This window comes from Lysobacter luteus (genome assembly GCF_907164845.1).
GTDB lineage: Bacteria > Pseudomonadota > Gammaproteobacteria > Xanthomonadales > Xanthomonadaceae > Novilysobacter > Novilysobacter luteus.
This window is the reverse complement of sequence record NZ_OU015430.1, coordinates 1,690,663-1,704,205: the sequence shown is the minus strand read 5'-3', so window position 1 is coordinate 1,704,205 and position 13,543 is coordinate 1,690,663. Positions and strand designations below refer to the sequence as shown.

Here is a 13,543-nt window from a genome sequence, read left to right as displayed (position 1 = left end):
AAACGCCGCTTCACAATCCCCGGCCCGTCGCCAGGGACGGGCCGGGGTCGAGATCGATGCGGCAAACCACGCCGGACGGCCACCCGGGCCGCCCGGCGGAGGCGCGATCAGTTGGCCGGCTGGCGGTCCAAGCCGTAATCCAGGTTGCCCTCCGCCGGCGTGCCATCCAGCGACAGCTGGGTGATGCGGTCGTTGGAATCGATCGCGAACAGGCGGTCATCCTCGGACTTGCTGTTGGGGTCGAGCCGGATCTGGCCGTTGTCCGCCTCGACCGTCCAGGTGCCGTCCATCTGTGCCGGTGCGCCGGCTTCGTCCTGGTAGGTCTCGGTGATCGCGTAGGTGCCGTCAGGGTTCAGCACAAGGGTGGTGTCGATGCCGGGGCAACTGGCGCACGGAAGCGTGCCGCTGAACCGGCCGGCGAACGCCCGCATGTCGAAATCGCCCGCGCCGGACGCGGTGGCGTCGCCGGTCGGGATGATATCCGCAGCGGGTGGGGCCGCGGCGGCGGCGGCAGGCGCCGCGTCGACCGGCTCGGCCGGTTCCTGTTTGCAGGCGGCGACAGCCAGGACGGTGAGGCAGGCGAGGGCGAGCAATCGATGGGTCATGCGGGGACTCCTGTCGGTGAGGGGCGGGGGAAGGGTGAGGCTACCGTCATGTGCAACGGGGAGGGGCCGCGCTCAACGGCCCTTGCCGAAGATGCCGCCGAGCAGGCCCCGGAGAACCTGTCGGCCGATCTGGCTGCCGATGGTGCGGGCGGTCTGCTTGGCCATGGTCTCGACCATGCCCTGGCGCCGCTTGGTGCCGAACACCGCGTTGCGGACGGCCTGGCCCAGGCCGCCTTCGTCGGCATCGCTTTCCGCACCCTTGGCGGCTGGCGCATCGGCTTGGCCGGCGGCGACCTCGATCTTCCGGGCGAGCATCTCCTCGGCCGATTCGCGGTCGACCGTGGTGTCGTACTTGGCGCCGACCGGGCTGCCCGCGCGGACCGCGGCACGTTCGGCATCGGTGATCGCGCCCATTCGACAGCGCGGCGCGGCGATCAGGGTCTGCTCCACCGGCATCGGGACGCCCTTGGCCTGCAGGGTCGAGACCAGCGCCTCGCCAGTGCCGAGGCGGGCGATGGCGTCGGCGACGTCCAGCCCCGGGTTGGGGACGAAGGTTTCCGCCGCAGTGCGCACCGCCTTCTGGTCGCGCGGGGTAAAGGCGCGCAGCGCATGCTGCACGCGGTTGCCCAGCTGGCCGAGCATCTCATCGGGCACGTCGTCGGGGAACTGCGAGCAGAAGTACACGCCCACGCCCTTGGAGCGGATGATCCGGACCACCTGCTCGACCCGCTGCTGCAGTGCCTTGGGGGCGTCCTCGAACAGCAGGTGCGCTTCGTCGAACACGAACACCAGCTTCGGCTTGTCCAGGTCGCCCACCTCCGGCAACTGCTCGAACAGCTCCGACAGCAGCCACAGCAGGAACGACGAGTACAGCCGGGGCTTCAGCACCAGACTGTCGGCGGCTAGGATGTTGATGACGCCGCGCCCGTCGGTGGTGGTGCGCATCAGGTCGGCCAGCTCCAGCGCCGGCTCGCCGAAGAACATGTCGCCGCCGTCGGATTCCAGCCGCAGCAGCGCGCGCTGGATCGCACCGATCGACGGGGTGCTGACCAGGCCGTAGTCGGTCGAGACGCTCTTGCGCTCCTCCGCGACGAGGTTGAGCAGGGCGCGCAGGTCGTCCAGGTCCAGCAGCAGCAGGCCGCGGTCGTCGGCCAGGCGGAACACGATGTCGAGCACCCCCGACTGGGTGTCGTTGAGCTCCAGCATGCGCGACAGCAGGGTCGGGCCGATCTCGCTGACCGTCGCGCGCACCGGGTGGCCCAGCTTGCCGAACAGGTCCCAGAACACCACCGGGCTGCCCTCGTTGACGTAGCCGGCGATGCCGATTTCCTCGATCCGGGCCTTCAACTTGTCGTTGAGGGTGCCCGGCATGGCCAGCCCGGCGACGTCGCCCTTCACGTCCGCCATGAACACCGGCACGCCGATGCGCGAGAAACCTTCGGCAAGCGTCATCAGGGTGACGGTCTTGCCGGTGCCGGTCGCACCGGCGACCAGACCGTGGCGGTTGGCCAGGTTCGGCTGGAGGAATACCTGGCCGCCCGTATCGGGGAGTGCTTCGGGCGTGGTGACGGCCTTGCCGACGAGGATCGGCGGGGGGATGTTCGCCATGTCCGGTTCCTTGGGGTGGTCGGCCGATTCTAGGACCTAATCACCGCGGCGATTGACGGGGCCCCGCACGGTTACGTCGGCGCCGTCGCGCGATTGCCGTTACGCGACGGACAGGGCTAACCTGCAGGGCGTCGTCCCCCTGCAGTGCCATGCCCATGCCCGTCCGGTTGTTCCGACGCTCCGCGTCGCTGTTGCTCGTGTTGCTCGCCGCCGTATCGATGGACGCCAGCGCGCAATCGCGTCGTGACCGGGCCGCGACCGAGGCCCTGGAGCAGAGGATGCAGGCGGCCGAGGGACGCTACCGCGAGGCGATGGTCGCCATCGGCAACCACGACCCCGAAGGTCCCGCCCACGCCGACGCCGCGCTGGAGGACATGGAGGACGTGGTCGCGGCCTGCGTTGCGCAGCGGGGATGCTCGGTCACGACGATGCTGACGACCTACGAGCGCCTGCTCAAGCTCAACGCCGACGTCGAGGCCGGTGGTGGCCTGGAGAACGACGACGGGCCGGACACGGACTCCCACCACGCCGCGGCGGTCGCGCGTGACGTGCCCGAGGCGGCGCGCGCGGCGGCGTTGCTCGGTGGCGACGAGCACGACTTCGACCGGATGGTCCAGTTCAACCCGGCGGTGCAGGAAGGCATCCGCCGCTGGTTGACCGACATGCGCGACGACTTCCTCACCAGCCACCAGAACTACCAGTACCTGCGCCGCCAGATGTGGCCGCAGTACGAGCGCGCGGGGCTGCCGGAGGCGCTGCTGTTCGGGATCCTGGCCAAGGAGTCCAACGGCCGCGTCCACTCGACCTCGCGTGCCGGCGCGTCGGGGCCGATGCAGTTCATGTACGCCACCGGCCGGCGCTTCGGCCTGGGCGAGGACAGTACCGGTTTCGACACCCGCTACGACCCGTACGCAGCCTCGGCGGCCAGCGTGGCTTACCTCAACGAGCGGATGGGCGAGCTCAACCGCAACATCGAACTGGCGCTGGCGGCGTACAACGGTGGCGAGGGCCGCGCCCGCCGCGTGCACCGTGCCAATCCCGGCAAGAGCTTCTGGCACGCCGACGTGTACCACGAGTTCCCGCCGGAGACCCGCGACTACGTGCCGATGGTGATCGCCGCGGCGTGGCTGTTCCTGCACCCTCGCGAATACGGCCTTACGCTGCCCGAGTTCGATGTGCGACCGGCGAAGCTGCAACTGCAGCAGCCGGCGTCGATCTACCAGTTGACGATCTGCCTGGGCAACCGCGGCGTGCGCGACGGTTACATGCGGGCGCTGCGCAACCTCAACCCGCGCTACCGAGCGGACGACATGCTGCCGGCGGGCGCCGTGCTGGACGCGACGACCGAGATCGCCAGCCTGTACCGGCGGCACTGCCTGAACGGGTCGCGCGCGCAGCTGGCACGCGAGCTGGTGGCCAGCGACCCGGCCCGCGCGATCGTCCGGGGCGGTCCCGCTTCGGCGATGCCGGTGTCGGCCGTGGCAACCGTGCCCACCGAACCCGCGGCGCCGGCCACCTACCGCGTGCAGGGCGGCGAGACCCTCAGCTCCATCGCCCGCAAGTTCGAATGCCGGCCGGCCGAACTCGCCCATGCCAACGGCGTCAGGGGGCCGCGCTACACCATCCGCCCCGGCCAGGAGCTGGTGCTGCAGGGATGCAGCGGCGGCAACTGACGGTCAGATCCGGGTGGCCAGCCGCTGGCCGAGCTTGACCGCCGACTCGGCGCACAGGCCCGGTGCGAGCTCGGCGACCCCGGGCGGCAGCAGCACGATCACGGTGGAGCCGTAGTTGAACCGCGCCATTTCCTCGAACCGCTCCAGCGTGATGTCCTCGCCGCGGTAATCGCGGACGGTCACCCGGCTGCCGTAGGCCGGAATCTCCTCGCCGGACCACACCGTCTCGACGCCCGACACCAGCAAGGCACCGACCATCACCACCGCCATCGGGCCGAAGTCGGTATCGAAGTGGCAGACCAGCCGCTCGTTGCGCGCGAACAGGCGCGGCACGTGGCGCACCGCCGCCGGTCCGACGCTGAACAGCCGGCCGGGCACGTGCGCGGTCTCGCGCAGGGTGCCCGTCCAGGGCATGTGTACCCGGTGGTAATCCTTCGGCGACAGGTAGACGGTGGCGAACAGGCCTTCCTCGAACGGACGGGCGGCATCGGCATCGCCGAGGAGCTCGGCGGCGGTGAAAGACTGCCCCTTGGCCTGGAAGATCCGGCCGGCCTCGATCGCCCCGCACTGGCTGATGCGGCCGTCGGCCGGCATGGCCAGCGCGCGCGGGTCGGGATCGACCACGCGTACGCCCGGCCGGAGCGCGCGGGTGAAGAACGCATTGAAGGTGGGGTAGGCGGCCGGATCCGACTGTGACGCCTCCGACAGGTCGACCCCGAACCGGCGGGTCACGTTGTCGATCAGCCAGCGCCGCACGCGCGGGTGGTCCGAGTAGGCCAGCCGGCGCGCCAGCGAGGAGAGCAGGCGGTGAGGCAGCGCGTAGGTGAGTTTGGTGCTCAGGCTCATCGGGGGTTCCTGCGCGGCACCGGGTCAGGGCGCGGCGGCTTCGGTCAGCGCGGCGAGGTCGGCGGCGATGAGGTTGGGGTCGAACGGCGGCTGCACCAGGCCCGACATCCGGCCCTGCGGGTCGAGCAGCGCCATCGATGCGCTGTGGTCGACCGAGTACTGGTCGTCCGGCTCTCCGTCGGCCGGCGGCACCTTGGCGAACACCATGCTCAGCGAGGCGGCGAACTTCTCCAGCGCCGGCACATCGGCGGTGGCAGCCAGGGTGTCCTTGTGGAAGGCGTGGGCGTACTCGCCGATCCGACCGGGGCTGTCGCGCTCGGGATCGACCGAAACGAACAGCACGCGCGGGCGGATCGCTTCCGGGATCGACTCCCACTGCTTCTGCGCCTGCGACATCTGCGCCAGCGTCATCGGGCAGACGTCCGGGCAGTGGGTGAAACCCAGGAACACCAGCGTCCAGTGGCCGTGCAGCTCGCCCGGCACCAGCTGGGTGCCGTCGGACTGGCGCAGGCTGAACTCGGGCAACTCGCGCGCCGGCTGGAACAGCCGCACCGCCTGGGTCTGCGGCCAGCCCGGCACCGGCTGCGCGCCGAAGTACTTCTGCGATGCCAGCAGGCCGAGCCCGGCGGCGACCGCGGCGATCAGGATGACGAGGGTGGTGCGGTTGAACATGGCGGGCCTGCAGTCGACGCCCGGGCGCAGTACGCGTGCGGGCAATGCCGCCCATGATACCGAGCGCCGACCGCTATAATCGGCGGCCCTCCGCCTCCCTGGTGCGCACCAGCCTGACCGCCGGATGCGCCGACCCCGACCGCCATGGCCACTCAGCGCGCCGATTTTGCCGACACCACCTTCGAGCAGGTCTCGATCATCGACCTGATCCGATTCGGCGGCAGCCGTTTCGCCGAGGCCGGGCTTACCTTCGGCCACAGCTACGACAACGCGCTGGACGAAGCCACCCAGCTGGTGCTGCACGCGCTGTCGATGCCGCACGACCTTAGCCCGGTGTATGGCGCCTCGCGCGTCAGCCGTGAGGAGAAGACGCGCGTGCTGGCGCTGTTCGAGCGTCGTATCAACGAGCGCATCCCGGCGGCCTACCTGACCGGCGAGGCGTGGTTTGCCGGGCTGAGCTTCAAGTCCGACCCGCGCGCGCTGGTGCCGCGCTCGCCGATCGCCGAGCTGATCGAGAACGGGTTCGAGCCGTGGCTCGGCGGGCGCGAGGTATCACGCGCACTGGACCTGTGCACCGGGTCGGGTTGCATCGCGATCGCCACCGGCCACCACCACCCGGACTGGGAGGTGGTCGGCATCGACATCAGCGACGACGCACTGGCACTGGCGGCGGAGAACAAGGCGCGGCTGCACGCCAGCAACGTGTCGTTCCGCAAGTCGGACCTGTTCGACGGGTTGCAGGGCGAGGTGTTCGACCTGATCGTCACCAATCCCCCCTACGTCACCCATGACGAGACCGACGCGCTGCCCGCCGAGTACGCCCACGAGCCCGAGCTGGGCCTGCGCGCCGGCGACGACGGACTCGACCTGGCGCTGCGGATCATGCGCGACGCGCCGGCGCACCTGTCCGACGATGGCCTCCTGATCTGCGAGGTCGGCGAGGCCGAACACGCACTGGTCGCGCTGCTGCCGGAGCTGCCCTTGGCCTGGGTGGAGTTCAAGGTCGGCCAGATGGGCATCTTCGTGGTGGAGCGCGCCGACCTGGTCGAGCACCATGCGAGGATTGCCGAACTCGCCGCCAGCCGCGGCTGAGATCGCTCCGCAACGCCCTGCATCCCTAACGTCGGGAACCCTCCGTGGCCGGCAACACCTTCGGAAAACTGTTCGCGGTCACCACCTTTGGCGAAAGCCACGGGCCGGCGATCGGCTGCGTGGTCGACGGTTGCCCGCCGGGCTTGCCGCTGGCCGCCGAAGACTTCCGCCACGACCTGGAGCGCCGGGCCACCGGTCGCACCCGCCACACCTCGGCACGGCGCGAGGCTGACGAGGTGGAGATCCTGTCGGGTGTCTACGAGGGGCTGACCACCGGCACGCCGATCGCACTGCTGGTTCGCAACACCGACGCGCGCAGCCGGGACTACGATCGCATCGCCGCACAGTTCCGGCCCGGACATGCCGATTACACCTACTGGCAGAAGTACGGCATCCGCGACCCGCGGGGTGGCGGCCGGGCCTCTGCGCGCGAGACGACGATGCGGGTGGCCGCCGGCACCATCGCCAGGAAGTGGTTGGCCCAGCGCCATGGCGTGGCCGTGCGCGGCTGGCTGTCCCAGCTGGGCGACGTCGTGCCGGCGGGGTTCGACGAGGGTGTCGTCGAAGGTAACCCGTTCTTCTGGCCCCACGCGCCGCAGGTGCAGGAGCTGGAGGCGTACATGGACGCGTTGCGCAAGTCCGGCGACTCGGTCGGTGCACGCGTGGACGTGGTCGCCACCGGCCTGCCGCCGGGGTGGGGTGAGCCGGTGTACGGCAAGCTCGACGGCGAGCTCGCGGGGGCCTTGATGTCCATCAACGCGGTCAAGGGCGTCGAGATCGGCGACGGATTCGCCTCGGTGGCGCAGCGCGGCAGTGCACACCGCGATCCGATCGCGCCCGAGGGCTTTGCCTCCAACCACGCCGGCGGCGTTCTGGGCGGCATAAGCACCGGGCAGCCGCTGCGCTGCTCGGTCGCATTCAAGCCCACTTCCAGCCTGCGCCTGCCTGTCGACAGCGTCGACACCGATGGCCGGCCGGTCGAAGTGGTCACCACCGGCCGCCACGACCCCTGCGTCGGCATCCGCGCCGTGCCGATCTGCGAGGCCATGGTCGCGCTGGTGCTGATGGACCAGGCCCTGCGCCATCGCGCCCAGTGCGGTGACGTCGGCGATGTCGATCCGCGCATCCCGGCCCGAAAACCCTGATCCTGTGCAGCGGGCGTACGTCGCCCTTGCGCGGTTGCACCCGGCTGCCACGGTCGCGGATAAATCGCGGCGGCGTCGCCAGCCACCCCCTCGACCAGCCAGGAATAGAAATGAGAAGGACCGTGAACGTAGCCGTCGTCGGAGCCACCGGGGCCGTCGGCGAGACCATGCTGAAGATCCTCGCCGAGCGCGACTTCCCGATCGACCGACTGCACCTGCTGGCGAGCGAGCGTTCGGCCGGCGAAAAAGCCGAGTTCGGCGCCCGCAGGATTGTCGTCGAGGACCTGGCCACGTTCGATCCGGCCGGGATCGACATCGCGCTGTTCTCCGCCGGCGGAAGCGTCTCGAGGGAGTACGCGCCGAAGTTCGCGGCGGCCGGGGCGGTGGTGATCGACAACTCCTCGGCATTCCGGCAGGACGACGACGTGCCGCTGGTGGTCGCCGAGGTCAACCCGGATGCGGCGCGCGACCGTCCGCGCGGGATCATCGCCAATCCCAACTGCTCGACCATGCAGATGCTGGTGGCGCTGGCGCCGATCCATCGCGCGGTCGGCATCGAGCGCATCAACGTGGCGACCTACCAGTCGGTCTCCGGCACCGGGCGGCGCGCGTTGGAGGAGCTGGGTCGGCAGACCGCCGGCATGCTGAATTTCCAGGAGGCCCGTCCGGAGGTCTATCCGGTGCAGATCGCGTTCAACGTGATTCCGCATGGCGGCGACTTCTGCGACAACGGCTACACCACCGAGGAGATGAAGCTGGTCTGGGAGACGCGCAAGATCCTCGGCGACGACAGCATCGCGGTGAACGCCACCGTGGTGCGGGTGCCGGTGTTCTACGGCCACTCCGAGGCGGTCCACCTGGAAACGCGCGAGAAGCTGTCCGCCGCGGACGCCCGCGCCTTGCTGGCGGCCGCGCCCGGACTCGAGGTCGTCGACACGCCCGAGCCTGGCGGCTACCCCACGCCCGTCACCCACGCGTCGGGCAACGACCCGGTCTACGTCGGGCGGATCCGCGAGGACATCTCCCACCCGCGCGGGCTGGCGCTGTGGGTGGTGGCCGACAACATCCGCAAGGGCGCCGCCCTCAATGCCGTGCAACTGGCCGAACTGGTGCTCGCGGAACGCTGATGAATGTGTCGCAAGACATTGAAAAAGCGACGGGATCGCATTGCCGGGGCGCGCGCTGGTCGCTAGAGTCGCGCCAGGGGATGCAGCAGGAGCACCGGTGAACCGATTCGCGCAAACCGCCTTGGCACTGGCGCTGGCTCTGGCCAGCAGCTCGGCGGCCGCATTGGGGCTGGGCCAACTGGAACTGAAGTCGAAGCTCGGCGAGCCGCTGGTGGCCGAGATCCAGATCATTTCCAACGACCCGGGTGAGCTCGAGCGCCTGCGCGCCGGGCTCGCCTCGCCCGAGACCTTCGCCCGCATTGGCCTGCAGCCGCCCCAGGGCGTGGTGGCGAACCTTCAGTTTGTTTCTGCGCTCGACGCGCGCGGCCGGCCGGTCATCCGTGTCACCAGCAGCGAGCCCATCCAGCAGCCGTTGTTGACCTTCCTGGTCGAGGTGGACTGGGGGCAGGGCAGGCTGGTCCGCGAGTACTCGGCCCTGCTGGATACGCCGCGGACCGTGTCGGCGCCGCTGCAACCGCCGATCGAGGCGCCCGAAGTGGCGCCATCCAACACGATCGTGCGCGAACCGTCGCCTGCGCCGGAGCCGCTGCCGGACGAGGGAATGGCGGCCGAGCCGGGCGCCGCTCCGGCCGACGCGACGCCGATCCCGGTGGAAGCCCCGGATCCTTCCGCGATCCAGCCGACCGCGCCCAGCCCGGCGCCAGTAGCCGCGGCCCCGGTCGCCACACCGGTGGCACCGGCAGCGCGACCGACCCGCTACGGCGAGGTGCGCAGTGGCGAAACGCTGTCGCAGATCGCGCGCGACCTCGACCTGGGCGTGAACCTCGACCAGGCCATGATCGCGCTGCTCAACGCCAATCCGGACGCCTTCATCAACGGCAACGTCAACCTGCTCAAGCAGGGGGTGGTGCTGCGTGTTCCCGAGGCCGACGAGGTGCGTGCCACGTCGATGGCCCAGGCCATGGCCCAGGTCCGCGAGCAGACCCGTGCCTGGCGTGCCGCGCGCGCGCCGACCCCGCAGCCGGTGGTGGCCGACACCGCTGCCGGCGACGCCGCGCCCGCTGCGGAGGGCGTGGCGAACGCCGCCAGTCCGACCACAACCGCCGATGCACGGCTTGAAATTGTCCCGCCCGGCGCAAGTGACGCGTCGCAGGCGGGGACCCAGTCCGGCACCAGTGCCGGCGGCGAGGGCGACACGATGAGACAGGAACTGCAACAGACGCGCGAGACCCTGGCCGCGCGCGACGCCGAACTGACCGAGCTGCAAAGCCGCGTCGCCGAACTCGAGAAGCTGCAGTCCGACCAGCAGAAGCTGCTGGAGATGAAGGACAACGAGTTGAATGCCGTGCAGCAGCGCCTGGCCCAAGTCGGCGACGCCGAGCAGGCCGCGCGCGCATCGGGCCTGCCGTGGGTGCTGGGCGGGGCGGCGTTGCTGGTGCTCGCCCTGCTGGCGGGCTGGTGGATGCGGCGCCGTCCGGTCCGGACGCCGTCCTTCCGGCCGGTGGCGCCTGAACCTTCGCCGCTTGCGGCAGCTTTCGCCGAGCGGGCTTCGTCGCCGCAGCCGGTGGATGTGCCGACGGAAGCACCTGCGGTGGCCACTCCGCCGCCCCCGGCCCCTGCGGTCGCCGTCGCACCGTCGCCATTGCGCGAACCGCGCACCGTTTCGTCGCAGGATCCGTTGCCGTCGTCCGGCGTGCCGACGTGGCACGCCGCGTCATCGGCCAAGGGTCCGGGCGTGGCGCCCATATCCCCGGTAGACGGTGCCGTGGCCGATGACAACGTCGAGCCCGTGAATTCCGAGGCACCCGGACAGGAGCGGCTGGAACTGGCGCGCGCCTACCTTGACCTTGGCGACCGCGACAGCGCCCGGCAGTTGCTCGACGAGGTGGTAATCCACGGTGACCTGGCCGCGCGTCAGCAGGCCGCGCGGATGCTGCGCGAGTTCGACTGACGACGTGCCTGCCGAACCAGTACCGTCCAGGCCCCGACCGTCCGGGGCATCGCCGGCGCGGCGCCGTTTCGCGCTGGGCGTGGAATACGACGGCAGCGAATTCTCCGGCTGGCAGCGGCTCAACAAACCCGGTGAGCCCGAACGCCGCGGCGAACCCACGGTGCAGGCGGCGCTGGAGCAGGCGTTATCGTTCGTGGCCGGCGAGGGCGTCGAAGTCGTGTGCGCTGGCCGTACCGACGCCGGCGTGCATGCCTCGGCCCAGGTCGTGCATTTCGACGGCCCGGCCCAACGCGACGTGCGTGGCTGGGTGCTCGGCACGACCAGCCGGTTGCCGCCGTCGGTCTGCGTGCGCTGGTGCGTGCCGGTGGCCGATGACTTCCATGCACGGTTCTCCGCACGCGCCCGTCGCTACCGCTATTCGATCCTCAACCGCGCGGTCCGCCCCGCGTTGCAACGGCAATACCTGAGCTGGGAGCGTCGACCGCTTGATGCAGCGGCCATGCACCGCTCCGCCCAGGCACTGGTCGGCGAGCATGACTTCTCCGCGTTCCGCACCGTCCATTGCCAGGCGCCGCACGCCCGGCGCGACCTGCAGTTCATCGCGGTAGAGCGCCAGGGCGACGTGGTGACGGTGGAGGTGCAGGCCAATGCGTTCCTGCACCACATGGTCCGCAACATCGTCGGCAGCCTGCTGCCGGTGGGGCGCGGCGAGCAGCCCGAAGAATGGCTCGGCGACCTGCTCGCCGGGCGCGACCGTACCGTTGCCGGACCGACCGCACCGTCGGCCGGTCTGGTGTTCCTCGGGCCGCGCTACCCTGCACAATGGGGTCTCCCCGCCGAGGTCGAGCTGTGAACCGTATCCTGTTCCGTACCCGCATCAAGTTCTGCGGCTTCACCCGCCCGGGTGACGTCCGCCTGGCCTGCGAGCTGGGTGCCGATGCGATCGGATTCGTGTTCGCGCGCAACAGTCCGCGTCGCATCGAACCCGAGGAAGCGCGCGCCATGCGCCAGGCGCTCGCTCCCCTGGTCGATGCGGTCGCGCTGTTCATGGACAACCCGGTCGATGAAGTGCGCGAAGTCGTCCGCCAGATCCGCCCGAGCCTGCTGCAGTTCCATGGCGACGAGGACGACGCTTTCTGCCGTGGATTCGGCGTGCCGTACCTGAAGGCGATCCCGATGGGCGGCGAGCTCGCCCAGCAGCATCCCGCCGCGTTGCACACGCGCTATCCGGGCGCGGCCGGGTTCCTGTTCGACAGCCATTCCGCCGGGGGCGCGGGCGGCAGTGGCAAGACGTTCGACTGGGGAAGGATCCCGGCGGGCGTGCAGAAGCCCTACGTGCTCGCAGGCGGGCTGACCGCCGACAACGTCTTCGACGCGATCATCGCCACGCTCCCCTGGGCGGTCGACGTATCCACCAGCATCGAGAGCGCACCCGGCCTCAAGGATGGCGACAAGATGCGCCGGTTCGTCGAGGAAGTGCGCCGCGCCGACTGCCACGTACTCGACTGATCCTCCCCTGAAGGCCCGAGCGCGGCGCGATCGCCTGCGTTGCGGCGCCGTCCATCGGCCGCAAGGCCAGGAATTGCCCGACATGTCGCCCGACCCGATCGATTTCCACGCCTATCCCGACGCTGCCGGCCACTTCGGCCGGTTCGGCGGTCGCTTCGTCGCCGAGACCCTGATGGGGCCGCTGCAGGAACTGGCAGACGCCTACGATGCCGCCCGCGTGGACCCCGCCTTCGTCGGAGCATTCGAGCGCGACCTGGCGCACTACGTGGGCCGTCCCAGCCCGATCTACCACGCGCGTCGGCTCAGCGATGAAACCGGCGGCGCGCAGATCCTGCTCAAGCGCGAGGACCTGAACCACACGGGCGCGCACAAGATCAACAACACCATCGGCCAGGCACTGCTCGCCAGCCGCATGGGCAAGCCACGAATCATCGCCGAGACCGGCGCCGGCCAGCACGGCGTGGCATCGGCCACCGTGGCCGCAAGGCTGGGGCTCGAATGCGTGGTCTACATGGGCGCGACCGACATCGAGCGGCAGAAGGTCAACGTCCACCGCATGAAGCTGCTGGGGGCCACCGTGGTGCCGGTCAGCAGCGGTTCGGCGACGCTCAAGGACGCGCTGAACGAGGCGATGCGCGACTGGGTGACCAACGTCGCCGACACCTTCTACATCATCGGCACCGTCGCCGGCCCGGACCCGTACCCGCGCATGGTGCGTGACTTCAACGCCGTGGTCGGCCGCGAGGCGCGCGCGCAGATGCTCGCCGAGTACGGGCGCCTGCCCGACGCAGTCACCGCGTGCGTGGGTGGCGGCAGCAATGCCATCGGCATCTTCCACGCCTTCCTCAACGATGCCGGCGTGCGCATCGTCGGCGCCGAGGCGGCCGGCGAGGGCGTGGGCAGCGGACGCCACGCCGCGTCGCTGTCGGCCGGTCGTCCCGGTGTGCTGCACGGCAACCGCACCTACGTACTGTGCGACGACGACGGCCAGATCATCGAGACCCACTCGGTGTCGGCCGGGCTCGACTACCCCGGCGTCGGTCCCGAACATGCCTTCCTGAAGGACACGGGGCGCGCCGAGTATGTCGGCGTGACGGACGACGAGGCCCTCGCGGCCTTCCACCGGTTGACCCGGACCGAGGGCATCCTGCCGGCGCTGGAGTCCAGCCACGCCATCGCCCAGGCAATCAAGCTCGCCCGCGGCATGCCGCGCGACGCGCTGGTGCTGTGCAACCTCTCCGGTCGTGGCGACAAGGATGTCCACACCATCGCCGCCCGCGACGGGCTGGTGTTTTGACTTCAGTCCCCGCAAGGC

General features: G+C 70.3%; 12 protein-coding genes. 8 read left to right on the top strand and 4 right to left on the bottom strand.

All coding sequences use genetic code 11. The annotated features are described in order from the left end of the window. Positions 1-107: 107 nt before the first annotated feature. Together KOD61_RS07935 and KOD61_RS07930 are read right to left on the bottom strand one after the other, a co-directional pair. On the bottom strand, positions 108-605 hold the full coding sequence (locus KOD61_RS07935) for a copper resistance protein NlpE (RefSeq protein ID WP_215218182.1): 498 nt from the start codon (positions 603-605) through the stop codon (positions 108-110). 72 nt (positions 606-677) lie between these two features. Continuing rightward, the gene (locus tag KOD61_RS07930) at positions 678-2,213 is read right to left on the bottom strand and encodes a helicase HerA-like domain-containing protein (RefSeq protein ID WP_215218181.1); all 1,536 of its coding nucleotides are present in this window, start codon (positions 2,211-2,213) and stop codon (positions 678-680) included. A 149-nt stretch (positions 2,214-2,362) separates the two neighbouring features. Here KOD61_RS07930 and KOD61_RS07925 point away from each other — a divergent pair, with 149 nt between their 5' ends. After that, positions 2,363-3,886, top strand: coding sequence for a transglycosylase SLT domain-containing protein (locus tag KOD61_RS07925; protein WP_215218180.1), 1,524 nt, complete (start codon positions 2,363-2,365; stop codon positions 3,884-3,886). A gap of 3 nt (positions 3,887-3,889) precedes the next feature. On the opposite strand, the gene asd is transcribed toward KOD61_RS07925, so the two are convergent. Together asd and KOD61_RS07915 are read right to left on the bottom strand one after the other, a co-directional pair. Next, positions 3,890-4,732: an archaetidylserine decarboxylase gene (gene asd, locus KOD61_RS07920; protein WP_215218179.1), complete on the bottom strand. Its 843-nt coding sequence runs from the start codon at positions 4,730-4,732 to the stop codon at positions 3,890-3,892. Positions 4,733-4,756: 24 nt separating this feature from the next. Further along, positions 4,757-5,404 (bottom strand): SCO family protein, encoded by a 648-nt coding sequence (locus tag KOD61_RS07915; RefSeq protein ID WP_215218178.1) that lies wholly within the window; start codon positions 5,402-5,404, stop codon positions 4,757-4,759. Positions 5,405-5,548: 144 nt separating this feature from the next. Here KOD61_RS07915 and prmB point away from each other — a divergent pair, with 144 nt between their 5' ends. The 7 genes from prmB (at position 5,549) to trpB (ending at position 13,525) form a co-directional block, all read left to right on the top strand. Continuing rightward, positions 5,549-6,496, top strand: a complete 948-nt coding sequence (gene prmB, locus KOD61_RS07910; protein WP_215218177.1) for a 50S ribosomal protein L3 N(5)-glutamine methyltransferase — start codon at positions 5,549-5,551, stop codon at positions 6,494-6,496. A gap of 44 nt (positions 6,497-6,540) precedes the next feature. Continuing rightward, positions 6,541-7,641, top strand: a complete 1,101-nt coding sequence (gene aroC / locus KOD61_RS07905; RefSeq protein WP_215218176.1) for a chorismate synthase — start codon at positions 6,541-6,543, stop codon at positions 7,639-7,641. 110 nt (positions 7,642-7,751) lie between these two features. Further along, positions 7,752-8,768: an aspartate-semialdehyde dehydrogenase gene (locus tag KOD61_RS07900; RefSeq protein WP_215218175.1), complete on the top strand. Its 1,017-nt coding sequence runs from the start codon at positions 7,752-7,754 to the stop codon at positions 8,766-8,768. A gap of 97 nt (positions 8,769-8,865) precedes the next feature. After that, positions 8,866-10,719 carry a type IV pilus assembly protein FimV gene (locus KOD61_RS07895; protein ID WP_251370548.1) on the top strand — a complete coding sequence of 618 codons (1,854 nt, stop codon included), beginning with the start codon at positions 8,866-8,868 and terminating at the stop codon, positions 10,717-10,719. A 4-nt stretch (positions 10,720-10,723) separates the two neighbouring features. Then, a complete protein-coding gene (gene truA / locus KOD61_RS07890) occupies positions 10,724-11,572 on the top strand; it encodes a tRNA pseudouridine(38-40) synthase TruA (protein ID WP_215218174.1) in 849 nt (282 codons plus the stop codon). After that, a complete protein-coding gene (locus KOD61_RS07885; protein ID WP_215218173.1) occupies positions 11,569-12,228 on the top strand; it encodes a phosphoribosylanthranilate isomerase in 660 nt (219 codons plus the stop codon). Before truA ends, KOD61_RS07885 begins: the two co-directional genes overlap by 4 nt. A gap of 82 nt (positions 12,229-12,310) precedes the next feature. Beyond that, positions 12,311-13,525, top strand: a complete 1,215-nt coding sequence (trpB, locus tag KOD61_RS07880) for a tryptophan synthase subunit beta (RefSeq protein ID WP_215218172.1) — start codon at positions 12,311-12,313, stop codon at positions 13,523-13,525. Positions 13,526-13,543 lie beyond the last annotated feature (18 nt).